21 protein-coding genes and 1 pseudogene are annotated in these 26278 nt (G+C 72.8%); 7 read left to right on the forward strand and 15 right to left on the reverse strand.

Going from position 1 to position 26278, the window contains the following annotated elements:
• Positions 1-7 precede the first annotated feature (7 nt).
• Positions 8-652 (reverse strand): DUF6461 domain-containing protein, encoded by a 645-nt coding sequence (locus tag ABZY57_RS04720; RefSeq protein ID WP_356508129.1) that lies wholly within the window; start codon positions 650-652, stop codon positions 8-10.
• 115 nt (positions 653-767) lie between these two features.
• Positions 768-1340 carry a TetR family transcriptional regulator gene (locus tag ABZY57_RS04725; protein WP_356508131.1) on the reverse strand — a complete coding sequence of 191 codons (573 nt, stop codon included), beginning with the start codon at positions 1338-1340 and terminating at the stop codon, positions 768-770.
• Positions 1341-1888: 548 nt separating this feature from the next.
• Here ABZY57_RS04725 and ABZY57_RS04730 point away from each other — a divergent pair.
• A pseudogene (locus ABZY57_RS04730) lies at positions 1889-2608 on the forward strand (helix-turn-helix domain-containing protein); the annotation flags it as partial.
• A 16-nt stretch (positions 2609-2624) separates the two neighbouring features.
• Here ABZY57_RS04730 and ABZY57_RS04735 read toward each other — a convergent pair.
• From ABZY57_RS04735 to ABZY57_RS04745, 3 genes are all read right to left on the reverse strand, one after another.
• Entirely contained in the window at positions 2625-4607 is a 1983-nt protein-coding gene (locus ABZY57_RS04735; RefSeq protein ID WP_356508133.1) for an APC family permease, read from the reverse strand.
• Positions 4608-4673: 66 nt separating this feature from the next.
• Positions 4674-5129: a (2Fe-2S)-binding protein gene (locus tag ABZY57_RS04740; protein WP_327251219.1), complete on the reverse strand. Its 456-nt coding sequence runs from the start codon at positions 5127-5129 to the stop codon at positions 4674-4676.
• Positions 5130-5237: 108 nt separating this feature from the next.
• Positions 5238-7472: a molybdopterin cofactor-binding domain-containing protein gene (locus tag ABZY57_RS04745; protein WP_356508135.1), complete on the reverse strand. Its 2235-nt coding sequence runs from the start codon at positions 7470-7472 to the stop codon at positions 5238-5240.
• Positions 7473-7850: 378 nt separating this feature from the next.
• Between ABZY57_RS04745 and ABZY57_RS04750 the strand changes: the two genes are divergently transcribed.
• Positions 7851-8099, forward strand: coding sequence for an SCO4226 family nickel-binding protein (locus ABZY57_RS04750; RefSeq protein WP_356508137.1), 249 nt, complete (start codon positions 7851-7853; stop codon positions 8097-8099).
• A 244-nt stretch (positions 8100-8343) separates the two neighbouring features.
• The gene (locus ABZY57_RS04755) at positions 8344-9771 is read left to right on the forward strand and encodes a SpoIIE family protein phosphatase (RefSeq protein ID WP_356508139.1); all 1428 of its coding nucleotides are present in this window, start codon (positions 8344-8346) and stop codon (positions 9769-9771) included.
• Between the two features lie 117 nt (positions 9772-9888).
• On the opposite strand, the gene ABZY57_RS04760 is transcribed toward ABZY57_RS04755, so the two are convergent.
• Positions 9889-11370, reverse strand: a complete 1482-nt coding sequence (locus tag ABZY57_RS04760; RefSeq protein WP_356508141.1) for a hypothetical protein — start codon at positions 11368-11370, stop codon at positions 9889-9891.
• A gap of 229 nt (positions 11371-11599) precedes the next feature.
• On the opposite strand from ABZY57_RS04760, the gene ABZY57_RS04765 reads away from it, so the two are divergent.
• The 3 genes from ABZY57_RS04765 to kstD all read left to right on the forward strand — a co-directional run bounded on the left by ABZY57_RS04765 (position 11600) and on the right by kstD (position 15056).
• Positions 11600-12724, forward strand: coding sequence for an aminoglycoside phosphotransferase family protein (locus ABZY57_RS04765; protein ID WP_356508143.1), 1125 nt, complete (start codon positions 11600-11602; stop codon positions 12722-12724).
• A 128-nt stretch (positions 12725-12852) separates the two neighbouring features.
• Positions 12853-13041 carry a hypothetical protein gene (locus tag ABZY57_RS04770; RefSeq protein WP_356508145.1) on the forward strand — a complete coding sequence of 63 codons (189 nt, stop codon included), beginning with the start codon at positions 12853-12855 and terminating at the stop codon, positions 13039-13041.
• Between the two features lie 221 nt (positions 13042-13262).
• Complete coding sequence (kstD, locus tag ABZY57_RS04775; protein ID WP_356508147.1) at positions 13263-15056, forward strand: 3-oxosteroid 1-dehydrogenase; 1794 nt, start codon at positions 13263-13265, stop codon at positions 15054-15056.
• Positions 15057-15081: 25 nt separating this feature from the next.
• Here the strand turns inward: kstD and ABZY57_RS04780 are convergent, their stop codons facing one another.
• The 9 genes from ABZY57_RS04780 to ABZY57_RS04820 form a co-directional block, all read right to left on the reverse strand.
• Positions 15082-15582: a hypothetical protein gene (locus ABZY57_RS04780; RefSeq protein WP_266911468.1), complete on the reverse strand. Its 501-nt coding sequence runs from the start codon at positions 15580-15582 to the stop codon at positions 15082-15084.
• A gap of 144 nt (positions 15583-15726) precedes the next feature.
• Positions 15727-18426 carry an AAA family ATPase gene (locus tag ABZY57_RS04785; RefSeq protein WP_356508150.1) on the reverse strand — a complete coding sequence of 900 codons (2700 nt, stop codon included), beginning with the start codon at positions 18424-18426 and terminating at the stop codon, positions 15727-15729.
• 124 nt (positions 18427-18550) lie between these two features.
• Entirely contained in the window at positions 18551-18967 is a 417-nt protein-coding gene (locus ABZY57_RS04790; protein WP_356508152.1) for an ACT domain-containing protein, read from the reverse strand.
• Positions 18968-19080: 113 nt separating this feature from the next.
• Positions 19081-19548 (reverse strand): hypothetical protein, encoded by a 468-nt coding sequence (locus ABZY57_RS04795; protein ID WP_356508154.1) that lies wholly within the window; start codon positions 19546-19548, stop codon positions 19081-19083.
• A 182-nt stretch (positions 19549-19730) separates the two neighbouring features.
• Entirely contained in the window at positions 19731-19970 is a 240-nt protein-coding gene (locus ABZY57_RS04800) for a DUF397 domain-containing protein (protein ID WP_356508156.1), read from the reverse strand.
• Positions 19971-20100: 130 nt separating this feature from the next.
• Positions 20101-21276, reverse strand: a complete 1176-nt coding sequence (locus ABZY57_RS04805; protein ID WP_356508158.1) for a thiolase domain-containing protein — start codon at positions 21274-21276, stop codon at positions 20101-20103.
• Complete coding sequence (locus tag ABZY57_RS04810; protein WP_356508160.1) at positions 21273-22331, reverse strand: thiolase domain-containing protein; 1059 nt, start codon at positions 22329-22331, stop codon at positions 21273-21275. Before ABZY57_RS04810 ends, ABZY57_RS04805 begins: the two co-directional genes overlap by 4 nt.
• Positions 22331-23293: an OB-fold domain-containing protein gene (locus ABZY57_RS04815; RefSeq protein ID WP_356508162.1), complete on the reverse strand. Its 963-nt coding sequence runs from the start codon at positions 23291-23293 to the stop codon at positions 22331-22333. The genes ABZY57_RS04810 and ABZY57_RS04815 overlap by 1 nt, the downstream gene beginning before the upstream one ends.
• Before the next feature lie 262 nt (positions 23294-23555).
• Entirely contained in the window at positions 23556-24356 is an 801-nt protein-coding gene (locus ABZY57_RS04820; protein ID WP_356508164.1) for a crotonase/enoyl-CoA hydratase family protein, read from the reverse strand.
• Between the two features lie 174 nt (positions 24357-24530).
• Between ABZY57_RS04820 and ABZY57_RS04825 the strand changes: the two genes are divergently transcribed.
• Positions 24531-26168: an acyl-CoA synthetase gene (locus ABZY57_RS04825; RefSeq protein ID WP_356508166.1), complete on the forward strand. Its 1638-nt coding sequence runs from the start codon at positions 24531-24533 to the stop codon at positions 26166-26168.
• The last annotated feature ends 110 nt before the right edge of the window (positions 26169-26278 follow it).

Consider the following 26278-nt stretch of genomic DNA (forward strand, 5'->3'; position numbering starts at 1 on the left):
GGCGCCGCTACTGCGTGCAGGTCACGAAGGCCGGGAGCGGGGTCTCCTCGACGAGGCGGCGGGGCAGGGAGAGCGCGAAGCGGTGTTCCAGTACGGCGAGGGTGAGGCGGTCGCGTTCCTCGTACGGTTCGTCCTCGGGGCGGGCGTAGCAGCCGTCCGGGGTGAGGATCTTGGCCTCGACCAGCTCCGGCAGGAGGAAGTCGGGCCGGTGGCCGCCGCGCCAGTGCTCCTCGCCGATGCCGAAGCAGCAGACCAGCTCGCCGTCCCGGGCGTACGCGAACTGCTTGGGCGGGTGATCGGGCTGCGGGTCGAGGTGCACGGCCTCGACACCGCAGCGGGAGACCTCCGCGAGGCGCTGCGCCCCGGCGGGCACTCCGTGTTCCACGGCGAAGGACCAGTCGCCCCAGCTCCCGACCCGGGCCACCCCGTCGCCGTCCACCGTCTCGGTGACCATGCTCCACGCGTCGATGGCCCCGAGCGGCCCGGGGTGCAGGTCCGGCAGGGCGCCGAGCCGGGCGGCCAGTTCCTCGGGGCCGATGCCCCGGGCGAAGGTGAGGCTGACGTACCAGGCGCTCCAGTCCGCCAGCCACTGGATGCCGCCGTCGCAGGCGCGGGTGCCGTCGCCCGTGCCCTGCCCCGTGATGTCCGCCATTGCCACGGTTCCTCCCGCGATCCACGCGATCCACGCGATGCGAGCCGGTCCTTCCCGCGGCGCCGGTCCTGCCGACGCCGCCGGTCCTGCGGAACCAGCCCTACCGGCACGATAGTCAGTCGGCGGGGCGCTCCGGGAGGAGGCGCTCGACCATGGTGTCGATGAGCCCCTCGATCCCTGGTGCGGGCTGGGAGTCCAGCAGTGCGGGCACGGTCAGGTCGTCCACGATCAGCCCGAGCATGGCCAGGTAGATCAGGACCACGCCCTGCCGGTCCCCCGGCAGTCCCGCCTCCAGGTGCCAGGTGATGTTCGCCTCCAGTTCTGCGCCCTGGAAACCCGCCAGTACCTCCTGGAGTTCGGGCCGCCGGGTGGCCTCCAGGCGCAGTTCCAGCATCGCGGTGTGGACGCTGCGCTCGCGGCGCATGCGCTCCAGGAGCCGGCGCAGCAGCACCTTCGTGTCGAAGGGGCCCGTCAGGTCCGCCGGGTCGGGGGTCAGCCGCTCGCGGGTGCGGTGCAGGATCTGCACGAGGAGCTGGGCGCGGTTGGCGAAGTAGTTGGAGGAGGTGCCGGTCGGAACCCCGGCCTCCGCGTCCACGGCGCGCAGGGTCAGCCCCCGCGAGCCCTCGCGGGCGAGGACTTCGATGGCGGCGTCGAGCAGCGCGGCGCGGCGCTCCGGGTTCTGGCGCATGGGTGGGTCCCTGACGGTGTGGACGTGGCTGCCGGTATGACCGCCGCATATGCACTGCACGTGCAGTGCTTCGGACACGCTAGCGGACACCGCCTCGTCGCGGCCCTCCCCAGCACCCCCCGCGACGTGCCACCCTGCCCGTCATGGAGCGGATCATCGGGGAGATACGCGAGGACCTGGACCGCCGGATCGCCGTGGCCGCCGAGCGGCTCGCCGACCGGTCACCGGCCGAGGAACCGGCCTGCGCCGTCTACGTGGCCCTGCTCGGCCGGGCCGCCCTGCGCGAGCGGGTCCACCACCTGCTCCGCCAGGCCGTCGACGGCCTGGTCCGCGAAGCGCGCGGCCTGCCGCCCGACCTCACCGAGGCCCGGGCCGACGGTGAGCTGCGCGCCCGCCAGGGCCTGCCCCTCGACTCCCTGCTGCGCGTGTACCGGCTCGGCGGCCGGCTGCTGTGGCAGCTCCTGACCGAGGCCGTCGCCGCCCGGGACCGGGCGGCGCTCCCCCGGCTGCTGCCCGGGGCGCCGGCCCTGTGGGAGGTGGTCGACCGGATGGCGGACGCGGCGGCCGATTCGTACCGCCGGGCCGATGCCGTACGCGGCGACCGCGAGCGGGAGCTGCGGGGGGCCCTGCTCGACGCCCTCCTCGACGGCGGCGGTCCGGCGGGCCGGCCCGCCGAGTCCGCGCGACGGCTCGGACTGCCGGAGCGCGGGCGGTTCGCCGTGGTGGTCCTCGACGCCGGGGACTGTGCGTGGGAGACCCCGGACGCAGGCGCCCCGCGCGTGCTGTGGCGGATCCGGGCCGACGGGGAGACCGGCCTCGTGGACCTGGGCGGGCTGCCGCTCGCCTCCGTGACCGATCTGCTCGCGCCCCTCGGCTTACGCGCCGGGGTGAGCCCGGTGGTGGAGACGCCGGGCGAGCTGGCCGGGGCCCGCCGGCTCGCGGTCCTCGCGCTGCGCGCGGCGCCGGGAGCCGACGGTCCGCACACCGCCCTGCTGGACGAGCGGCTCCCGGCGGCGCTGGTCGCGGCCGAGCCCGAACTCGCGGGCCGGCTGCGTCAGGTGGTGCTGGGCCCGGTCCTGGCCCTGGCCCCGGAGGACCGCCGGGTGCTGCTGACCACCCTGGGGACCTGGCTGACCTGCCGGGGCTCGACCTCGTACGCCGCCCAGCGGCTGTACTGCCACCGCAACACCGTCTCGAACCGGCTGCGGCGCCTGGAGCAGCTCACCGGCCGCTCGCTGGCCGATCCCGCGCACGTCGTGGAGCTGGCGCTGGCCCACGCGGCGGTCACCCAGCGCCCGGCCGGGTCCCCGCCTGCTCCTCCCGGTCCTCCTTCCCCTGATTCCCCTCCTGCGCGGGCTTCGCGGACTCCAGCAGGAACGGCACGTCGATCACCGCGACCCCGGGCGTGAACAGCAGGCGTGCCTTGAGGCGCAGCGCGTTCTGGTTGTGCAGGGGCTGTTCCCACCAGTGCCCGACCACGTACTCGGGGATCACCACGGAGAGCATGTCCGTGCCCTCGGCGGCCGCCTGTTCCTGTACGTAGGCGAGCACGGGCCCGATCACCTCGCGGTACGGGGAGTGCAGCACCTTGAGCGGGATGCCCGGGTCGTGCTCCGCCCAGGCCTCGCGCAGCCGGTTGGCGTCCTCCTCGTCGGCGGCGACCGACAGGGCCGTCAGGGTGTCGGGGCGCAGACCCATCGCGAAGCCGAGTGCCTTGAGGGTCGGCGCGTGGACGGCGGCGACGAGGACGACGACGTGGTGGCGGGCGGGCTTGCGGGGTCTGACCCCGGGCGCGACGGCGACTTCCCGGGCCACGGTGTCGTAGTGGCGGCGCACGCCCTTCATCCCGAGGAAGAGCAGCGGCATGGCGATGACGACGAGCCAGGCTCCGTGGGTGAACTTGGTGACCAGGACGATGACCAGGACCACGGAGGTCATGACGGCGCCGACCGCGTTGATGACGAGCCGGCGGTGGATGTGGATGCGCTCCTCCTTGCGGGTCGCCGGGGAGGCGAGCTCCTGCTTCCAGTGCTTGACCATGCCGGCCTGGGAGAGGGTGAAGGAGACGAAGACGCCGATGATGTAGAGCTGGATGAGGCGGGTCAGCTGGGCGTCGAAGGCGACGATCAGGGCGATGGCGGCGAGCGCCAGCAGGACGACGCCGTTGGAGTAGACGAGCCGGTCGCCGCGGTTGAAGAGCTGGCGCGGTACGTACCGGTCCTTGGCCAGGATCGAGGCAAGCATCGGGAAGCCGTTGAAGGCGGTGTTCGCGGCGAGGATCAGGACGCCGGCCGTGACGGCCTGGAGCAGGTAGAAGAGCACGTGCCAGTCGCCGAAGGTGGCTCTGCCGATCTGTGCGAGCGCGGTGGACATCGGGGTTCCGGGGGCCAGGCCCAGCTCGGTCGGGTCCGCCGCCACGTGCACCTGGTAGTTCATGGCGAGGAAGGTGATCCCGGCGAACATGGTGACGGCGAGCGCGCCCATCGCGGCGAGGGTGGTCGCCGCGTTCTTGCTCTTCGGCTTCTGGAAGGCGGGGACGCCGTTGCTGATGGCCTCGACGCCCGTGAGCGCGGTACAGCCGGAGGCGAAGGCGCGCAGCGCGAGGAGCACCACCGCGAGGCCGGCGTAGGTGCCCTCCTCGCTGATCGGCAGCGCGGCGGATTCGGCGCGGATCGTGTCGCCGGTCGCGAGCCGGTAGGCGGCCACCGCGAACATCAGGTAGATGACGAGGACGAAGCCGTACGTGGGGACGGCGAAGACCCGGCCCGATTCCCGTACCCCGCGCAGGTTCATGAGGGTCAGCAGCACCACGAAACCGACCGACAGGGGGACTTCGTGGTCGGAGAGGGAGGGGATCGCCGAGGTGATGGCGGAGACGCCGGAGACCACCGAGACGGCGACCGTCATGACGTAGTCGACGAGCAGGGCGCTCGCGGCGGTGAGGGCGGCGGTCGGGCCGAGGTTCTTGGAGCTGACGATGTAGGCGCCGCCACCGCCCGGGTAGGCGTAGCAGGTCTGGCGGTAGGAGGCGACGACGACCACGAGCAGGAACACGATGGCGGCGGCCGCGTACCAGGCGAGGTGGAGCAGCGCGACCCCGCCGAGGGCCAGGATCAGCAGGATCTCCTCGGTGGCGTAGGCCACGGAGGAGAGCGGGTCGCTGCAGAAGATCGGGAGCGCGAGCCGTTTGGGCAGCAGGGTCTCGCCCAGGCGCGCGGTGTCGAGCGGTTCGCCGACCAGCACGCGTTTCGCATTGATACGCCTCATTCAGGAATGATCAGCCACAACCCTACCGATTCATCCCATATCACCCTTGTGTCACGGGGTGAACGCCTACATCTTCGCCGCCGCGCTGCGGATCGCCTCCCGGATGCGGAAGTACGTGCCGCAGCGGCAGATGTTGGCGATCGCGTCGATGTCCTCGTCCGTGGGCGTGCTCGTCCGCTTCAGCAGGGCGACGGCGGCCATGATCTGGCCGGGCTGGCAGAAGCCGCACTGGGCGACGTCCTGTTCGAGCCAGGCCTCCTGCACCGGGTGGAGGTCCTCGCCGTCGGCCAGTCCCTCGATCGTGGTCACCGTCTTCCCCGCGCACGCCGAGACCGGCACCACGCACGGGCGGACGTCCACCCCGTCGAGGTGGCTGGTGCAGGCCTTGCAGACGTCCACTCCGCAGCCGTACTTCGGGCCGCGCACGCCCAGCATGTCGCGGAGCACCCACAGCAGGGGCAGATCGTCGGGCGCGTCCACGGTGACGCTCTGCCCGTTGACGGTGAAGGTGTGCGAGGGCACGGCTCGGCTCCTGGAGGTCGTCTCTTCGGGGGGATGTTGTCGGTCAGGTCCGCGTCGTCCGGTGCGGTGCCGGGCGGCGCGGGCCCGGCACCATCCGCAAGAGACGGTTCAGCGCGGGTAGGGGATGAAGTCGACGTCGAAGTCGAGGGGGAAGCTGCGCGGCTTGGTGCCGGTGGCCCGGGCGTAGGCGTTGGCGATCGCGCCCACGGCGGCGGGCAGGCCCAGCTCGCCGGCCCCGCCCGGCTCGGTTCCGGTCGCCGGGAGCACGAAGACGCGTACGTCCTTCGGGGTGTCGCGCTGCCGCGCCCAGTGGAACTGGCTGTAACTGCCTTCCAGCGGAAGCCCCTTGTCCAGGTGCAGGCCGGCCTTGAGCGTGGTGGAGATCGCGTCGGTCAGACCGCCGATCATCTGGGCCTCCAGACCGCGCGGGTTGACGGGCAGTCCCACGTCGACGGCGATGACCGCCTTCGTGACGCGGATGTGCTCCGGGTCCCTGGTGTCGATCTCGACCAGGCAGGCCGTCCGGGACTTGTACTCCTCGTGGAACGCGATGCCCTGGGCGCAGCCGGCCGGCATGGCCCGGCCCCAGCCGCCTTCGGTGGCGGCCTTGTCGAGTACGGCGCGCTGGGCGGCCGTCTTCAGGAAGGTCCGGCGGAACTGGTACGGGTCCCGGCCCGTCGCGGCGGCCAGCTCGTCCACCACGATCTCCTCGGCCCCGCGGGTGTTCGCCGAGTACACCGATCGCCAGGACCCGGTGGGAACCCCGGTCGGGACCTCGGTCAGCGCCTGCGTGGTGAGCCCGAAGTGGTACGGGGACTTGATCGTGGTGAGGAACAGGGTCTGGGCGAGGGTGGCGTTGCCGATGCCGAGCGGGAGGCTGGCGGCGGTGGCGGTGATGATCTCGCCGAGTCCGTGCCGGAAGTCGGTCTCCGCGGCGGCGACCCGGTGTTCGAAGCTGAGCACCTCGCCCAGCAGGTGCGTCGCACGGATCTTGTGGTGGGTGGCCGGGCGCATCCGGCCGTGCCGGGTGTCGTCCACCCGGGTCCACATCAGCCGGACCGGGCGGCGGCAGGCCTTGGAGATCCGGGCCGCCTCCAGGGCGGCGTCGAAGAACAGCCGCCGCCCGAAGGAGCCTCCGGCCTGCACCACGTGGACGGTGACCTTGTCGAGGGGCAGTCCGAGGTCGGCGGCGATCGTCTCGCGGGCCACGATCGGCGATTTGAGGCCGGACCAGATCTCGGCGCGGTCCTCGCGCACGTCGGCGACGGCCGAGTTGGTCTCCATCGGGGCGTGGCTGACGAAGGCGAAGTCGAACTCGGCGTCCACGTGCGCGGTGAGCAGCGGCGGCACGAGCAGCGGCGGGGTGGCGGCGCGCAGCTTGCTGCGGACCTGAGCGTCCGAGAGCTGGTCGGCCGGGCCCGGGCCCCAGGTGACCTGGAGGGCGGCCTTGGCATCGAGGGCCTGGCCGAAGGTCTCGGCGACGACGGCGACCCCGGTGGCGACGGTGACCACGTGCAGGACGCCGGGCATGGCCCGCACGGCGTCGAGGTTGGCGACGGAGCGGACGCTGCCGCCGAGGGTGGGCGGGCGGCGGACCACGCAGGGCTTGGCCCCGGGCACGTCCAGGTCGAGGGTGTAGCGCTGGGCCCCGGTGACCATCGCGCGGGCGTCGATCCGGCTGGTGGGCTTGCCGACCAGGGCGTGCTTCGCCGCCGGCTTGGGGGTGGCGCCGAGGACGATCAGGGCGGGGTCGGCGGCGGCCGCGGCGAGGGAGCCGTAGGCGGCGGTGCGGCCGTCGGGGGCGCGCACGGCGCCGTTCGCCGTGGTCAGGGTGGATGCCGACAGGCTCCAGCGCACGGCCCCGGCCGCGACCAGCCGGGCCCGGGCGGTCGCGGCGCACTGGCGGACCGGGCCGTAGAGGGAGCGGATGGAGTTGGAGGATCCGGTGAGCTGGTTGAAGAGCAGCTCGGGGCGCGCGTCGTCCAGTTCGACCTGTACGGCGGCCAGCGGGGCGTCGAGTTCCTCGGCGACGAGCATCGCCACGGCGGTGGTGAGCCCCTGGCCGACCTCTTCGCGCGGCAGCCGGAAGCGGATCGTTCCGTCGGCCTCCACGACGAGTGCGAGCAGAGCGGAGGTGGGGGCGCCGGCCAGGATGAACAGGTCGCCGAGGTCCACCAGATCGGCGATGGCGGGCAGCGTCGGGATCACGGCGTGCGCGGACTGCGGGGCGACGAGGTCGGCGCCGGCGCGCGTGACGAGGGCGAGGGTCGGAGCGGCGACCAGATACGTGAGGAAGGACCGTCGGCTCTGCCCGTCGGTCGGCGCATGGCTCTGCCCGGTCATGTCGTTGTCCCCACCCTGCGCGCGGCCCGCTCCAGCGGACCTCCCCGGCTCATTACCGGCACGTAGAGTAGCGATCAGGGGGTGTGGTGGGAAGTCCGGGTCACATCCGGACTCAATGTCCGACGTACCGTCACGGCGCCGCGTCGGCGCGCCGAACGGGCGGCAAACGGGGCACGGGGTCCTTCGTTCGGGCGGTACCGGCGCGGTCGCGTTGATCCGGGTCCGCGTCGTCTTCCGCCGGTACCGCAGGAGCGGTGCCTCGTACACCTCGGCCGTACGATCGATCATCCTCGCCCGGAAGGCCGGTTTCCGGCCGCGGGCGGACGATGGAAAGAGGACGGCAGTGCCACACCCAACAGATGGAGGAGGTGTGCGGCAGTGACGAAGTACATGGACGTCCACCACGGCATGACCGGCATCACCGCGGAGCAGCTGAAGGCCGCCCACAACGCCGACCTGGCCATCGAGAAGGAAGAGCGCGTGCACTTCGAGCGTGCCTGGGCCGACCCCGCGTCCGGCACGGTCTACTGCCTCTCCGAGGCACCCTCGGCGGAGGCGGTCCAGCGCATCCACGAGCGCACGGGACACCCCGCAAGCGAGATCCACCCGGTACCGCTCATCGTCTGACGGCGCGGGAACGGCCAGGGCCGGCGGGGACCGCTCGCCGGCCCGTCGGCATGGGCTGACCGGATTCGTTCGCACACTCCAGGAGGACCGGAAGGCCTCAGACATATGCCCGAAGCAAGTCCGGCACAGATGTTGCCAAACGCCTTACAGGCCGTCGCAGGCTGTGCCACAGTCGTTACCGGCCCTTCCTTCAGAACCGGTCCCTCCTCAGACTTGGCCGTGCCGCGCCTGTATCGGAGTTCAGATGCCGTCCCACTTGTACGCGGACCGCCCCGCGCAACCCCCCGAGCCAGGGTCGGTGGACGCGCTGATCTCGCAGACCCGCCGGCTCCGGGGAGAGGTCGACGCCGTCCGGCGCGACACCGTCGTCGACGACGACGACGCGCAGGGCCGCTGGCAGCGCGCACTGTGCGATCTCGCCGTCCACCACCTCGACGACCTCCGCGCGCACCTCGGCCAGCTCAAGGAGGGGCTGCCGCCCGCCTCACCCGAGTCGGCCGAGCTGCCGCAGGCGGCCCCCGAGACGGGGGCCGAGGCCCAGCAGACCAGGGTCGGCAGTGCCGAGTGGAACCTGCTGACGGACGAGGTCAGTTGGTCCGACGAACTCTTCCAGATCTTCGGCCGCTCGCCCGAGGCCGGTGCGCTGCCCCTCGACGAACTGGGTTCCACCCTGTTCTCCGAGGACCAGCCGCTGCTGACCGCGATGGTGACCGCCTGCCTGGTGGACGGCAAGCCGATAGACGGCGAGTTCCGCATCGTCCGGGCCGACGGCCGGGTCCGGACGCTGCACATGAGGGGCGAGCCGGTCCTCGACTCCGACGGTTGCACGGCCTCCATGTGGGCCGTGCTGCGGGACGTGAGTGAACTGCGCCGGAGCCAGCGGGCGGTGCGCGAGTCCCGGGACTCGCTGCAGCGCCGGCAGGAGATCGCGCAGACCGAGCGCCGGCTGGCGGTCGAGCTGCAGGAAGCCGTGCTCCCCCCGTGGCGCGGCTCCCTGCGGTTCCCGCACGACAACACCAGGGCGCTGGACCTCGCAGCGCACTATCTGCCCTCCGCGACCAGCGCCCTCATCGGTGGAGACTGGTACGACGCACTCGAACTCCCCCGCGGGAACTTGCTGCTGACGGTGGGTGACCTCACCGGGCACGGGGTGACCGCGACCTCCGGCATGGCGATGATGCTCGGCGCCCTGCGCGGGATGGCCATGGCCGGCATCGAGCCGGGCCCGCTGATGGGCTGGCTGAACCAGCTCCTGGAGACCTCCGTCCAGCCCGCCCTGGGATCCGCGGTGTGCTGCCGCTACGATCCCGCGCGCCGGGTGCTGTCCTGGGCCCAGGCCGGCCACCCCGCCCCGCTGCTGTTCCGGCGCGGCCAGGGCCGTTCGCTGCTGCCGCCCGAGGGCGTCCTGCTCGGAGCGACCTCCGGAGCCACGTACGGCCAGGCCGAGGAGCGGCTGGAGGTCGGCGACGTACTCGTCCTGCACACCGACGGACTGACGCCGCGCAGCATCGAGTTCAGCAAGGCCGACGGGACCGAACGGCTGCTGGCCCTGGCACCGCACTTCTCCGCCGCCCGGTCCGCCCAGGACTGCGTGCGCCTGGTGATCGGGGAGTTCGGCGAAGGCGAACGCGAGGACGACGCCTGCGTCCTGGTGGCCCGGATCGGCTCGTAGCGAGCGGCGGGCGGAGCCGACGGGCGATTCGCGGGACTCGGGGCCGCGCCGGAAGGCGCGGCCTTTTCCGTCCTCGGGGACCCGGGCGACCACCGGTCCCGGACCGACCGTGCGGCCTCAGACCGACCGTGCCACGGGGCTGTTCGGGAGGGCCAGCTTGATCTCCTCGCGGAGCTCCTCGATGCCGGCAAATCCGGAGTACTGGCCGGTCAGCCGGTACATCTCGCGCAGCCGGTCCCATGTCCGGTGCGAGGAGGTCTCGTTCATCGAGACCAGGGCCAGGCGGGCGTAGCGGTCGGCCTGCTCCGGGTCGTCGGCGATGAAGCAGGCGGAGGCCATCGAGATGTAGTCGAAGATCTTCGAGCGCTGGTGGCCGTCCGCCCGCAGCCGCAGGGCCTCCTTCGCGTGCTGCTGCGCGATGGTCGCCGCCGAGGGGTCGTGGTCGGCGAGGGTACGGAAGGCCAGCGCCTGCATGCCGTGCAGATCGGCCTCGTCGAAGTGCTGCATCCAGGACGGCGCCGGGACGTCACCCGAGGTGGACACGAACAGGTCCTCGGCCTCGCCCAGGGTGCGGCGCATGGCCTGCCCCTTGCCGAGCGCGGCCTGCGCCCAGGCCTCGATGGTGTGGAGCATGGCGCGGGTCCGGGGCAGGGTCTGCTCGCCGGAGCCGGACTGTGCCAGCTTCATCAGGTCGAGGGCCTCGTTCGGCTTGCCGAGGTGGACCATCTGCCGGGCCGCGCGGGAGAGCGCCTCCCCGGCACGCGGCCGGTCGCCGCCCTCGCGGGCCGCGTGCGCGGCGATGACGAAGTACTTCTGCGCGGTGGGCTCCAGACCCACGTCGTGGGACATCCAGCCCGCCAGGACGGCCAGGTTGGCCGCCACCCCCCAGAGCCTGCGCTGGAGGTGGTCGGGGTGGTGGTACGCGAGCATGCCGCCCACCTCGTTGAGCTGCCCGACCACGGCCTTGCGCTGGAGCCCGCCGCCTCTGGAGGCGTCCCAGGCGCGGAAGACGTCCACCGAACGCTCCAGGGCCTCGATCTCCTGGGAGCCGATGGGCGCGGCCTCGTAGCGGTCGTAGCCCGCGGAGTCGGCCTGGAAGGCGTCGGCGTGACGCTGCGCCTCCTTGCCGCGGGCGGGGTCGGTGTGGAGCCAGTCGTACATGGCGTTGCTGAGGGCTGAGCCGGCGGTGAGCGCGGCACCCGCGCTCATCAGACCGCGACGGTTGAGCATGAGGTCCATTCCCGTGAATTCGGTGAGGACCGCGGCTGTGCGCTCGGGCGCCCAGGGCATTCCGTCGGGGTTCTCCTGCTCCCCGTCCGGTTGCCGTTTGGCGGTGCGCCGTTGTCGTACGAACCCGAGGTCCTCGATGGTCACGACACGACCGAGCCGCTCGGTGAACAGTGCTGCCAGTACCGTGGGCACCGGTTCGCGCGGGGTCTCCCCCATGTCGATCCAGCGCCGCACCCGCGAGGTGTCGGTGGCCAGCTGGTGGTGGCCCATCGAGGCCGCCTGCCGGTTGACCATCCTCGCCAGTTCGCCCTTCGACCAGCCGGCCAGGCCGAACAGGTCGTTCAGACGGGTGTTTGGACCTTTGCTCACGTCAAGCCCCCAGGTTCTCGGCTGAGTTGACAGTAGCCCCCCGTCAGATGCCGAGCGACTATTCGCCAGGGTTCGCCAGGGCACGCAATGTGGTCCGCCACCCACGCCCCGGTGTCAGGTAGGAATGCGCCTCCCCGACCCGGTCACCGGCGGAACTCCCCAGGGTGATGCACGGGATCCGGCGGGGCGGCGTACGAACTCGTCGGCGCACGAAGGGATCCGTAACGCCATGTACGCAGCCACGTCCTCCGTGTCCGCCCCGGTCCGGTCGCACCGCACGCTCCCCGCGGGCGGCGGCCCCTACCTCGAACCCGGCCGCCCCGCGGCCCCGGCGCAGGGCGCCGTACGGGCACGGCGGATGCCGGGAACCGGATCGCAGCCGCTCAGCGGGAGAATCGACCTGTCGGGCCCCCAGGGGGCGCAGTTGCGCACCGCACTCGCCTCCGTGCAGCGCATCTGTCCGGAGTTCGCGCCGGTCCAGGTACTGCGCCGCAGCGGCCGGTCGGTCCTGCTGGTGGGGACCACCGGACGGATGACGGCCGTCGCGAAGGTGTTACTGGATCACTCGCCCGAGTGGCGCGAGCGGTACCGGCACGAAATAGCGACGTACCGGACGTTCGTCCGGCACCGCCCCCAGGTCCGGGTGCCGCGGCTGATCGCCGCCGATCCGGAGAACTGCGTACTGATCGTCGAGCGGATGGCCGGCCGGGTCGCCGCCCTCCAGCGGCATCCGGTGGAGGCCCCGCCGCGGGCCGACCTGCGGGCGGCGCTGGGAGCGGTGCGCCAGGTGAACGGCTGGCGGCCCGCCGACGAGTTGTTCGGGCGGCCGCTGGACTACGACCGGCGGATCGCCCGGGACTACCAGCTCGGCCTGCTGACCGACCGGGACTTCGGCGATCTGCAGAAGCTGCTGCACGGCGTGAAGCTGTCCGGCAACCCCTGGCAGTTCAACCACGGCGACGCGCTGCTGTCGAACCTGCTGCTGTCCCCGACGGGTCCCGTCCTCCTCGACTGGGAGCACGCGGGCTGGTACCGGCCGGGCTACGACCTGGCCACCCTGTGGACCGTGCTGGGCGACGCCCCGGCAGCACGATCCCAGATCAGCCGTCTGGCGCAGGCGGCCGGACCGGCCGCGCGGGACGCGTTCCTCGTCAACCTGATGCTGGTCCTGACCCGGGAGATCAGGATGTCGGAGACGGCCGTGCAGCGCTCGATGCTGGCGACCACCCCTACCCAGGCGCCGCCGGTGGGCTCCCAGTCCTCGGGCGAGGAGCAGCGCCTGCTCCTGCGCCGCCTGCACGACGACGCGGGCATGGCCCGCAGGGCGGTCCGCGCGGCGGTGGGCACGCGCTGACCTTCGCCGCCCGAGGGCCCCTGGCCCGCCGGTCCCGCAGTCCCGCGGCTCGTCCGGCCGCGGGACTGCGGCGTGTTGCCCACTGGGTTCCGCTCCGGCGCACGCCGGAACGAACAGGGGAGGAAACCATGCGCATACGCAATCTGGCGGCCGCCGTCGCCCTGACGGCAGGGCTCGCCGCGACCAGCGCCGGGACGGCCGTGGCGGCGGACGAGTCCGCGCAGGTGATCGCGGGCCCCACCCCGAACGCCAACTACGCCCCGGCCGGCGACGGGGAGGGAGCCGCGCGGACTGCGGACTTCACGCCCAACCGGTGAGGTGACCCGGCCCGGTCGGCCCGGCCCGGCCCCGAGATCCCGTGGTGCGCACATCCGGTGCGTGCACCACGGGATTTCCCATGTCCGCACCGGATTCGCCTGCACCGGGTGTGCGACTGGCGCGTATGCCTTGACTTCACATGATCCCCCGAAGACCTTTTCTGACTCAGCATCAGAATGCTGGATCCACCCCTCACTCCCCTCTCCGCTGGAGCCTGCCCATGACCGCGAGAACCGCCTCCGCCGCGCGTTCCGAACCGAGTTCCGCCCTCCCCTCCCGCCGGACGGTGCTCGCCGGGGCCGGCGCGGGGGCGCTGGCAGCCGCCGTGCTGCCGTCCGCAGCCGCGCACGCCGACAGCGCGTCGCTCGGAGAGTACGACGTCGTCGTGGTCGGCTCCGGAGCCGCCGGGATGACCGCCGCGCTCACCGCGGCCAAGCGGGGCCTGAGCGTGCTCGTGGTCGAGAAGGCCCCGACCTTCGGCGGTTCGGCCGCCCGGTCCGGCGCCGGGATCTGGCTGCCCAACAACTCGGTGATCCTGGGCGCGGGCGTCCCGGACACCCCGGCGAAGGCGGCGCAGTACCTGGCGGCCGTGGTCGGCAACGGCTCCTCCGCGGACCGGCAGGCGGCCTTCCTGGCCAACGGGCCCCGGATGCTGGACTTCGTGATGGCCAACAGCCCGCTGCGCTTCCGCTTCATGGACGGCTACAGCGACTACTACCCGAACCTCCCCGGCGGGCTCCCGAACGGCCGCTCCATCGAGCCGGACCAGATCGACGGAAACATCCTCGGCGCCGAACTGGCGCACCTGAACCCGGCGTACATGCCCGTGCCGGCCGGGATGGTGGTGTTCAGCCAGGACTACAAGTGGCTCAACCTCGCCGCCGTGAGCGCCAAGGGGCTCGCGGTGTCCACGGAGTGCCTGGCGCGCGGCACGGCGGCCGCACTGTGCGGGCAGAAGCCGCTGACCATGGGCCAGGCCCTGGCGGCCGGCCTGCGGGCCGGGCTGCTGCAGGCCGGGGTCCCGGTGTGGCTGAACAGCCCGCTCGTCGACCTGGTCCAGGAGGGCGGCGCGGTCACCGGCGTCGTGGTGGAGAAGGCGGGCGTACGGGGCGTGGTGCGGGCCCGCAAGGGCGTGGTCATCGGCTCGGGCGGCTTCGAGCACAACGCGCAGATGCGGGCCCAGTACCAGCAGCAGCCGATCGGCACCCAGTGGTCGGTCGGAGCGAAGGAGAACACGGGCGACGGGATCCGGGCGGGCCAACGGGCCGGTGCGGCACTCGCGTTGATGGACGACGCCTGGTGGGGTCCCTCGATCCCCCTTCCCGACGAGCCGTACTTCTGCCTGGCCGAACGGACCCTGCCCGGGGGCCTGATGGTCAACGCGAAGGGCGCCCGTTTCGTCAACGAGGCGGCCCCGTACAGCGATGTGGTGCACGTGATGTACGAGAAGGACCGGGATGCTACCGGCTCGCACATTCCGGCCTGGCTGATCGTGGATCAGAACTACCGCAACAAGTACCTGTTCAAGGACATCCTGCCGACGCTCGTCTTCCCCGACTCCTGGTACCAGGTGGGCGCGGCGAAGAAGGCGTGGACCTGGGACGCGCTGGCCAACCAGATCGGGGTGCCGGCGGCCGCCCTGCGCTCCACCCTCAACCGGTTCAACCTCCAGGCGTGGAACGGCACCGACCCCGACTTCCACCGGGGCGACACCGCCTACGACCACTACTACACGGACCCGGGCGTCACGCCGAACTCCTGTCTGGCCCCGGTCTGGGCACCGCCGTTCTACGCCTTCAAGATCGTGCCGGGCGACCTGGGGACGAAGGGCGGCATCGTCACGGACGCGCGGGCCCGCGCGCTGCGCGCGGACGGATCCGTGATCCCGGGCCTCTGGGCGGCGGGCAACGCGAGTGCGGCCGTGATGGGGCACAGCTACGCGGGGGCCGGGTCGACGATCGGGCCCGCGATGACGTTCGGCTACGTGGCCGCCAACGACATCGCGGGCGCGTGACGGCCGCGGGGCGGCCGCCGGCCGGCTAGCCCTGCTGGAAGAGCTCGGCCGGGAGCGGCTTGAGCAGCGCGTAGAGGTCGTCGGTGATCGGCCGGTCCCAGCTCGCGATGGTGACCAGCACGTTGTCACTGCGGTCGAACTGCACGCAGCTGATCCGGCTCTCGGAGAGCTTGACCTTGCGGACGATGAGGAGGTTGTCGCCCTGCATGACGGGGCAGTCCTCGGCGCCGGTGACCTCGACGTCCTCGTCGTTCTCGAGGGCGTCGAGGAGCTGGGCCACCTCGAAGGGGACCTGGCCCTCGGAGAGGTCGCGCGCGGGGGAACCCTCGGGGAGGTTTCCGATGATCATTGCGGGGCCGCGTCCGCCGAACAGGTCGTAGCGGAGGAAGACACCCTGGCAGCTGCCGTCGGGCGCGGGCAGCAGCCCGGCCCCGAGATTGCCCGGCCAGTCCCCCGGGTCCATGGCCAGGACGTCGAAGTCCGGGCCGGCGGGTGTGGCGGCGCGGTGGCGGCGGAGGAAGGACATGCCGCCATGGTACGTGCCCTGCCGCGTCCCGCGGCCCTCCACCCTCGACCCGTGCCCCCCGCTGCGGGTGCCCGTGGCTCCGCTGCGCGGAGCGAGGCCCCCAGCCGCACCCGCCCCGACGGCGTGCGGACGCCGGGGGACCGGTCAGCGGGGACCGGCCGGGATGGCTTCGGGTGCGGGGTCGCACGGCAGGGTGCCGCCCCGCGCGAGCAGCGCCGCCGTGGCGGTGGCCACCAGGCCGTCCGCCCCGCAGGCACGGGCCGCCGAAACCGCCCGGTGCAAGGTCTCCGCGTCCCCCCGCTCCTCCCCCAGCGCGGCCAGCGCGAGCGCCAGCTCGTAGGCCGCCGGCGAAGCCGACAGAACCTCCACCGCCTCCTCCAGGAGGGCCGCACGGTCCTGCGGCGCAGCCACCTCCGCGGCCACCCGCAGGGCCTGGCCCGTCCCGGACGCGGCCCCGAAGGCGCGGGCCCGGCGTACCGCGCCCTCGGCCAGCTCCCGCGCCCGCTCCGGGTCCTCCGCGGCCACCGCGCGGGCCAGGTGGAGCTGCCACGGGCACCAGGTCGGGTTCTGGATCCCCCGGGGGGTCAGCCGCCGGTCCACGGCCTCCAGCTCCGCCGCTGCGGCCTTCGCCTGGCCGCGGGCCAGCAACAGTTCCGCGTAGACGGTCTGGGAGTCGGGGAAGACGACCGCCGCGGGGAAGGGCTCCCCGTACTCGTGTTCCCGGGCCAGCTCCCAGGCCTCGTCCGCCCGGCCCCGCGCCAGCAGGGTGGCGACGAGGATCGCGATGGCGTACCAGTGCACGGGCGTACGCCGCCCGACGCGCTCGGCGAGGCGCAGTCCGGCCCGCGCCAGCTCCTCCGCCTCGGCCAGCCGCCCCCGGCGGTAGCGGATGTAGGCGCGCAGGCTGTAGGCGAAGGACAGGTGCGCCCCGCGCCAGCCCTGCCGCTCGAACTCGGCGGTGCCGGCCTCGAACAGTTCCTCGGCCCGCTCCGGCCGGTCGGCGTACATGTGCACCATCGCGACGAGCACCGGAACCTCGAAGCCCCGGTCCGCGTACGCCCAGCTGAACTCGGTTTCCAGGACCCGCCCGGCATGGTGGAGGACCACGTCGACCGGCTCACCGCGCAGGCAGGCGTCCCAGGCGCGCAGCCCGATGACGTACCGCTCGGTGAGGTCCCGCCCGCTCAGCCGGTCGGCGAGCTTGGCGAGCCGCCGGGAGCGCGCCGGGGAGTCGGGCTCGGCGGCGTTGAAGGCGTCCCACATGAACTGCTCGGACTGCAGGCGCAGCCGGCCGCGCACGTCCTGGGTCTGCGGGATCTCCCGGGCGAGGCATTCCGAGGCCTCGGCGAGCCGGTCGCTGTGCGAGAGGACCTGGGCCAGCCGGATGACGATGCCCTGGCGCAGCGCCGGGTCCTCGAAGGGCTCCGCGAGGGCGGCGCGCAGGTGGTTGACGGTGTTGGCGGGCTCGGTGAGCAGGGAGGCGCAGCCCAGTTCGTACAGGACGGCCGCCCGCTCGTCGAAGTCCGGGGGTTCGCGCAGGGCCCGTGCGAGCTGGCGGCGGGCGGCTTCGGGGGCGCCTGCCCGGAGGTTCTCACCGGCGGCCTCGCGCAGGGTGCGCACCACCCAGGGGTCGCTCTCGGGGTGGGTCTCCAGCAGGTGCCGGGCAGCGGCGGAGGGCCCGAGTCCCGCGTCGACCACGGCCGCGGCGGCCTTTCCGTGCAGGGCGACGCGCAGGGCGTCGGGGATCGCGCGGTACAGGGCGGTGGCGATGAGGGGGTGTACGAACTCCAGCCCGGCTTCGTCCGCTTCCTCGGCGGCGGCCGACAGGATGCGGGCGTCGCGCAGCCGCCCGGTGGCGTCGACGGCCTCCTCGGTGCCGAGTCCGGCGACGCGGGCGGCGAGTTCCCTGGGGATGTCGGTACCGAGGACGGCGCAGGCCCAGGCGAAGCGGACGGTGGAGGGGCCGAGGCTGTGCAGGCGGGCGACGAGTCCGCTGCCGCGCTGGGCGGCGGCGAGGTCGCGCAGCAGCGGGGCGCTGGCTTCGACGGGCGCGAGGCCCTTGTCCCGGACCTTCGCGGTGAGCTCGACGGCTTCGAAGGGGTTGCCGGTGGTGACGGCCCAGGCCTCGCGGCAGAACGCCTCGTCGGCGTGTTCGCCGACGGCTTCGCGGACCAGGCCGGAGACGGCTTCGGCGGTGAGCGGTGCGAGGGTGAGCGGGCGGTGTCCCGCGCGGCCGGGCAGCGTACGGAAGGCCTCGGCGTGCGCGGGCAGTTCGTCGGGGCGGTAGGCCACGACGAGCAGGAGCGGGAGGTGTTCGGCGCGCGGGGCGAAGGCGGCGAGCCAGGACAGCGATTCGGGGTCCGCCCAGTGGGCGTCGTCCAGGACGAGGGCGACGGGGGCGCGCTGCACGACGAGGTGCGTGAGGACCCAGTCCAGTCCGTCGCGCAGGCCCTGGGGGTCGGGCGGGGCGCCTTGTTCGGCCGCGCAGAGGCCGAGGGCGGGGCCTACGATGGAGTACCAGCTGCCGAGGGCCTCGCGCAGTTCCGCGTCGGAGGTGCCGGCCAGTTGGGGCTGGATGAGCTGGCGGGCGACGTGGAAGGGCTGGCTCTGTTCCTGTTCGCCGCCGCGGGCCGCGAGGACGGTGCAGCCCTTGGTCTGGGCACGGCGGCGGACTGCTGCGAGGAGCGTGGTCTTACCGAGGCCGGCGGGTCCGGAGAAGGCCAGCAGGGCTCCGCCGGCGTCGGGGCCCGGCTCGGTGAGCTGCTCCAGGGCTTCGTCGACGGCGGTGAGTTCCGTGTCGCGTTCGAACAGCGTGCGCCGTTTGCGGGTCCGGCGTTCCGTCATGGCTGGTACCCCCCAGGCCTGTTCGGGGGTTCAGCGTACGCCCGCGCACGCGCGCGGGAAGCCCGGTGCGGCAAATCGAGCTGATCTTCTTTCCGGGGACTCCTCGTGTGCTTCCCCCGCCGGTTCAGTCCTGTGCGGAGCGGCTCGCGAGGGCTTCCAGGACGGCCACGGCCTCGGCGGCCCGGGCGGCGTCCACGAAGAGGTGGTCGTGGTGGTAGCCGGCGATGACGTTGCAGCTCAGGCCGTGTGCCGCGAGTTCGGTGGCGAAGGCCGCGGTGAGGCCGACGGCGTCGAGGGAGGAGTGGACGCGCAGGGTGATCCAGCCCGCGGTGTACGTGTACGGGAGGCCGGCGCCGTCCGCGTCCTCCTGGCTCAGCACGAGGGTGAGCCCCTCGGGTTCCAGGACGGAGGCGACGGGGGTGAGCCCGGCCAGGGCTTCCGGGTCGGTGTCGCCGGGGATGGTGCAGAACACGTACAGCCCGTCGTTCAGTTCGGGCCGCATTCCGCTCAGCAGCTTCTGCAGGTCGCTTTCTCCACTCATGCCCCTACCGTACCGGTCATGCCGTTATGACCGGTACGACACCCCTTGCCCCCAGTCGAAGGCCCGCACGACGCCCGCAGGACGCCCCCGGGTCACGGGTGCGACGCCCCGGGTCAGTCGTCCTCGTAGCGCCGCCGGTGCCACCAGGCGCGCGGACGGCCGCTCCAGTCCACCCATCCCCCGGGGGACGGGACCGGGTGCGGGAGCGTGCGCCGGCGGAACTGCGCGTCCAGGCCCCGGAGCGCGCGGCCCAGGGCGGCGCGTGCGACCGGTGGCAGGCCGCGGTACAGGTCGCCCAGGTCGTCGCGGACTACGGCCACGTCGTCGCGGGCGCAGCCGGGACAGGCCGGGCACTCGGAGGGGACCAGGAGCAGGGAGCCGCCGGGGCGGCTCAGAAAGGCACGGTAGCGGCCCAGCAGTTCCGCGATCTCGTCGGCTTGTCCGGGCCGGGCCCAGTGCGCGGCGGCGGCATCGGGCGACAGCCCGTCCACGGGCGGGAGTTCCCACGCCCAGGCGGGCGGCCGCCGGTCCTCGTACGTTCCTCGTTCGGCGCGCAGCGCGCCGGGCCGTCTACGCGGCATCGCCCTTTCGGCGGGTGATCGTCATGGCGGCCATGATGCCGGGCCCTGCCGGGTCCGGCAAGGGAGTTCCGGGGACGCGGGCGGGCAGCTCCGGATGCGGGTCCGGCGGCCACCGGGGCGGCGGCTCCGCAAGGTGGCCGCCCCCGACCCCGGTGGTGCGCCGCGACCCGTTCCGGCCCCGGCTACGTGAGGTCGAACTCCCCGCCCCGTGCGTTCAGGACGAACTTGCGCCACTCGTCCGGCGCGAAGATCAGCGAGGGGCTTTCGGGGCGGTCGCCGTTGCGCATCGCGATGAACCCCTCCACGAAGGCGATCTGGACGTCACCCGCCCCCCGGCTGCTCGACTGCCAGTCCGCCTCGGTCAGATCGATGTCCGGCTTTCCCCAGCCGGCCGGCGCCTTCGAAGTCATGCTCTCGGCCACGTGCGTGCTCCTCCCGGTACTCCCGGTTCGTCGTCCCGGCGCCAGGTTAGCCATCGCACGCCGTGCCGCACAGGCCACGGTGCGTCACTCGTGGCCTGTTACGGCACCTGCCCCGGAATCCGGCTTCCGTTCAGGAGGCCGGCGGCTCCGCTCCGACCAGCCACATCGCGAAGAACTGCGCCCCGCCGCCGTACGCGTGTCCCATCGCCCGCCGCGCGTCCGTGACTTGGTGCTCCCCCGCCTGGCCGCGCACTTGGAGGGCCGCTTCCGCGAAGCGGATCATGCCGGAGGCGCCGATGGGGTTGGTGGACAGCACGCCGCCCGACGGGTTGACGGGGAGGTCCCCGTCGAGTTCGGTGACTCCGGCCTCGGTGAGCTTCCAGCCCTCGCCCTCGTCGGCGAAGCCGAGGTTCTCCAGCCACATCGGCTCGTACCAGGAGAACGGCACGTACATCTCCACCGCGTCGATCTCCCGGCGCGGATCGGTGATCCCCGCCTGCCGGTAGACGTCGGCCGCGCAGTCCTTGCCCGCCTGCGGGGACACGAAGTCCTTCCCCGCGAAGAGGGTCGGCTCGCTGCGCATCGCCCCGCCGTGCACCCAGGCCGGCGGCTTCGGCGAACGGGCCGCGCCCGCCCGGTCGGTGAGGATCATCGCGCACGCCCCGTCGGAGGACGGGCAGGTCTCGGAGTACCGGATCGGGTCCCACAGCATCGGGGACGCCTGCACCTTCTCCAGGGTGATGTCGTGCTCGTGCAGATGCGCGTACGGGTTCTTCAGCGCGTTGCGGCGGTCCTTGTACGCGACGAGCGAGCCCACCGTGTCGGGGGCGCCGGTGCGCCGCATGTACGCGCGCACGTGCGGGGCGAAGAACCCGCCGGCCCCCGCCAGCAGCGGCTGCTGGAAGGGGACGGGGAGCGAGAGCCCCCACATGGCGTTGGACTCGGACTGCTTCTCGAAGGCGAGGGTCAGCACCGTGCGGTGGACGCGGGCGGCGACCAGGTTGGAGGCGACCAGCGCCGTGGAGCCTCCCACCGAACCGGCCGTGTGCACGCGGAGCATGGGCTTGCCGACGGCGCCGAGGGCGTCCGCGAGGTACAGCTCCGGCATCATCACGCCCTCGAAGAAGTCGGGGGCCTTGCCGATGACGACCGCGTCGATGTCCGCCCAGGTCAGCTCGGCGTCCGCGAGCGCCCGCGCGGCGGCTTCCCGTACCAGTCCCGCGATGGAGACGTCGTGGCGGGCGGCCACGTGCTTGGTCTGGCCGATGCCGACGATGGCCACCGGCTCCTTGCCCGTCGTGCTCATGCTCGGTCCCCTTCCAGGACGGCGACCAGGTTCTGCTGGAGGCAGGGGCCGGAGGTGGCGTGCGCGACGGCCCGGTCGGACTCGCCGCGGTGGATGCGGGCGGCCGCCTCGCCGATCCGGATCAGGCCGGCGGCCATGATCGGGTTGGCGGCGAGCGCTCCGCCGGAGGGGTTGACGGCGACGTCCCCGCCGAGCCCGAGGGCCTTGCGGAGCACGACCTCCTGGGAGGAGAACGGCGCGTGCAGTTCCGCGGTGTCCACCGGAGCCTCGAACACGCCCGCGTGCTCGGCGGCGATCCGCGTCGACGCGGAGTCGGTGAGGTCGCGCAGCCCGAGGCTGTGGGCCTCGATGCGGTGGTCGATGCCGGTGATCCAGGCGGGTCGCTCGCACAGCCGGCGGGCCACGTCCCCGGCGGCCAGGATGACGGCGGCCGCGCCGTCGCCGATGGGCGGGCAGTCGCCGGTGCGCAGCGGCGCGACCTGGTACCCGCCCTGCGCGACGGCTCCGCTGAGCTGGGCGTGCGGGTTGGTTTCCGCGGAGGCCCGGCTGCGGGCTCCGATCGCCGCGAGCCCGGCTTCGTCGGTCTCCCCCGCGTCGATGAGCGCCTGGGCCTGGAGGGCGGCCAGGGCCACCGAGTCGGGCCAGAGCGGAGCGACGTAGTACGGGTCGAGCTGGCGGGTCAGCACGTCGCGCACCGACCCCGGCGAGGACTTCCCGTAGGAGTAGACGAGCGCGGTGTCGGCCTCGCCGGTCTGGATCTTGACCCAGGCTTCGTACAGGGCCCAGGCGCCGTCCATCTCCACGTGCGATTCGGAGATGGGCGGCCAGGCGCCGACCCCGTCGAGGGTCATGGTGAAGGAGAAGGCCCGGCCGGCGAGGTAGTCGCTGGAACCGGAGCAGGTGAAGCCGATCTCTCCCGCCTTCAGGCCGGTGGCGGCCAGCACTTGGTGCAGGACCGGCATGACCATCTCGACTTCGCTGAGCTCGTCTGTACGGCGCAGGTGGTCGCTCTGCGCGAAGGCGACCACCGCGACCTCGCGGGCGTATCGGGCCATCAGATGAGCTCCTTGTACACGTCGTAGTCCGCGTCCGGCTCTCCGGTGGGGCGGTAGTGGTCGGGGTAGCGCCCGCCCTCGGTCCAGACCGGTTCGACCCTCAGCCCCATCCGCACCTGGTCGTACGGGATTCCGCCGATCCGGCCGTGGAGGGCGAGGCCGGCGCCGTCGAGGGCGATGTGGGCGTAGACGTAGGGGACTTCGATGTCGAGGTTCTTGGCCTTGATGTTGACGATGCAGTAGGTGGTGACGGTGCCCGCCGGCCCGACCTCGACCCGGTCGGTCGTCGCCACCCCGCAGGTGGGGCAGGCGCCGCGCGGGGGCACGTACACCTTGTGGCAGGAGGGGCAGCGCTCGCCGATGGTCTTCTGCTCGGAGAGCCCGGCGATGTACGCGGTCTGCGCGCGGCCGGGGCTGTACGTGTAGTCCAGGCGGGCCTCGGCGACGATCCCGGTGACGGCGTCGGCGAACTCCCCGCTGTGCGGCGTCGCGTGAGCACCCGCCTCCCCGTCCCCGGCGGGCTCGAAGCAGGCGATGTCGGTCATGGCCCCGGTCCGCTCCCCGGCCCACCGCACGCGGACCCGCATGCCGGTGGCGACCGCCTCGGGCCCGGGGGCGTCGAGGGCGTGCAGGATGGCGGTGTCGGCGCCGTCGAGCCGGACGAGCACCCAGGCGAAGGGCGTGGCGAGGGGCTGGTTGGGGCGAGGCGAACCGTTCCAGGCCCAGGTGGTGACGGTCCCGGTGGTACCGACCTCGACCAGGTCGCGGATCTCCTCGGCGGTGACGGGGTCGTACTCGACGGGCGGCACCATCACCTTGCCGTCGGCGGTCGTGACCCCGAGAACGACCCCTTCGCGCAGCCCGGTGAGGAAGGCGCTCTGCACGGGACCGAGGGAGCGGGTGAAGGGGAACTCGACGACGAGGGGCGCGCGGAGGATCTCGGGTGGCGACGCGGCTGTCATGGGTGGGGTCTCCGATGTAGGGGGCGGGACGCTCTCCGCCCCGCCGGGCGAACAAGATCTGCCGGGGCCAACTCGGCCTCCGCCGAACCAATCAGGCACCGCCGGGCCCAATTCAGCCCCGCCGGCGTTTGAGGCGCAGGGGTCCGGGGACTGGTCCCCGGCAACGGCGCCGCACCCGTGCCCCGGTCCGGTACCACCGACACGGCCACGGGCGCCCGCACACGCACGGGCCGGGCCGGGCCGCAGCCGGGCCGCAGCCGGGCTACTCCCGCCGATACAGCGCGGGCCGCTTCTCGGCGAACGCCCGCGCCCCCTCCTTCGCGTCGGCGGTGTCGAAGATCGGCCACCCCCGCAGCAGCTCCGCCGCCAGTCCCTCCGACTCCGTCATCTCGGCCGTCTCGTAGACGGAGGCCTTCACCGCCTCCACCGCCAGCGGCCCGCACGCGTTGATCGTCTCCGCGATCTCCAGCGCAGCCGAGAGCGCCGTCCCGTCCGGTACCACCCGCCCCACGAGCCCGATCCGCGCCGCCTCCTCGGCCGCGTACGGCCGTCCGGTCAGCAGCATCTCCAGCGCGTGCGTCCGCGGGATCTGCCGCGGGAGCCGTACCGTCGAGCCGCCGATGGGGAAGAGCCCCCGCTTGACCTCGAACAGCCCGAAGGTGGCCCCCTCGCCCGCGACCCGGATGTCGGTCCCCTGGAGGATCTCCGTCCCGCCGGCCACGCAGTAGCCCTCCACCGCCGCGATGACGGGTTTGCGCGGCCGGTGGTGGCGCAGCATCGCCTTCCAGTGCAGGTCCGGGTCGGCCTTCAGCCGGTCCCGGTACTGGTCGCCCGCCATGCCCTTGCCGGCCAGCGCCTTCAGGTCCATGCCGGCGCAGAAGTCCCCGCCGGCCCCGGTCAGCACCACCGAGCGGATCGTGTCGTCCGCGTCGGCCTCCAGCCAGCCGTCGTACAGCCCCACCAGCAGCGGCAGCGAGAGCGCGTTCTTCGCCTCGGGCCTGTTCATGGTGAGCACCAGCGTGGCTCCGTGGCGTTCCACGGTCAGGTGTTCTGTCCCACCCATTGCCGTCCTCCCGTCTCAAGACCTAGAACAGGTTGCAGGAGGGGCCGGTGCAGTTCAATAGTTTTCTGACACCCAGTCAGATTTCTTGGACGGTCCCCTTCCCTGTTGGGGTTGGCGACGCTCTAATGACCGCCGAGCAGACCAGCCATGGGATTTTCTGGGTCAGGAGGACCGGTGGAGTACAACATTGCCGACCTGTTCGAGTCGGTCGTGGACGTGGTCCCGGACCGCGAGGCCCTCGTGTACGTGGACCACCCCGGGACCGGCGCCGAGCGCCGCCTCACGTACGCGGAGCTGGACGCGGCGGCGAACCGCATCGCGCACCACCTGCTGGACAGCGGCCTGAAGGCCGGTGAGCACCTGGGCCTGCACCTCTACAACGGCGTCGAGTACCTCCAGACCGTCATCGCCTGCCTGAAGGCCCGCCTGGTACCGGTGAACGTGAACTACCGGTACGTGGAGGAGGAGCTCGTCTACCTCTACAACGACGCCGATCTCGCGGCGCTCGTCTTCGAGGGCGAGTTCACCGAACGGGTCGCGGCGGCCCTCCCGCAGACGACCGAGCTCCGTCACCTGATCCGCGTCGGGCCGACCCCCGCGGGCGCCCCGGAGCCCGCGATCGCACCCATCGCGTACGCCGACGCGGAGGCGGCCGGCTCGCCGGACCGCGGCTTCCCGCCCCGCTCCCCCGACGACCTGTTCATCATCTACACGGGCGGCACGACCGGTATGCCCAAGGGCGTCATGTGGCGCGCCGAAGACCTCTTCTTCGCCGGCCTCTTCGGCGGCGAACCGTCCGGTGAACCGGTGAAGCGGCCCGAGGAACTGGCCGAGCGGGTGGCATCGAAGGGCGCCGGGCTGACCTTCTTCCCCGCGCCGCCGCTGATGCACGGCACGTCCACGCTGACGTCCTTCATCGCCTTCAACTACGGGCAGCGGGTGGTCATCCACCGCAAGTACGCGCCCGAGGAGGTGCTGCGCACGATCGAGAAGGAGAAGGTCTCCAGTGTCTCGCTGGTGGGCGACGCCATGCTGCGGCCGCTCATCGACGCCCTCAACGGGCCCTTGAAGGGCACCGACCTGTCCTCCCTCTTCAGCGTCTCCTCCTCCGGCGCGATCATGTCGGAGACGGTGCGCGCCGAGTTCCAGGCACTCGTGCCGAACGTGCTGCTCCTGAACAACTTCGGCTCGTCCGAGTCCGGCTCGAACGGCCGCGCGACGAACGACTCCAGCCCGGAGAAGGGTTTCCGGCTGGAGGTCAACGAGCGGACGCAGGTGGTCGACCCCGTCACCCACGAGCCGGTGCCGGTCGGCGAGCCGGGACGGCTCGCGCAGCGCGGGTACGTCCCGCTCGGCTACTACAACGACCCCGCCAAGACCGCCGAAACCTTCTTCCAGAAGGGATCCGAGCGGTGGGTGCTGCTCGGTGACATGGCGACCGTGGACGAGCAGGGCATCGTCACCGTCCTCGGCCGCGGCTCCCAGTGCATCAACACGGGCGGCGAGAAGGTGTACCCGGAGGAGGTCGAGCAGGCGCTGAAGTCCCACCCTGACGTCTACGACGCCCTGGTCGCCGGGGTCCCGGACCCGAAGTGGGGCAGCCACGTGGCGGCGGTGGTCCAGATCCGCGAGGGCGCCGCCGATCCGACGCTGGACGAGATACAGGCCCACTGCCGCACGAAGCTGGCGGGCTACAAGATCCCGCGCCAGCTCGTCGTCGCCCCCGCCATCCAGCGCTCCCCGAGCGGCAAGGCGGACTACCGGTGGGCGAAGTCGGTGGCCACGGAGGCGGACACGGACGCCGCGAGCTGACCCCGCGCTGCGCAGGCCGGCGGGCCGGGACCCTGAGGGGTCCCGGCCCGCGGGCGTGTTCGTAGGCGTTCCTGCGCCGGGGGCGTCCGCTTCGCCCGGACGCCCCCGGC

The organism is Streptomyces sp. NPDC006450 (genome assembly GCF_040612195.1).
In the GTDB taxonomy this organism is placed as follows: domain Bacteria; phylum Actinomycetota; class Actinomycetes; order Streptomycetales; family Streptomycetaceae; genus Streptomyces.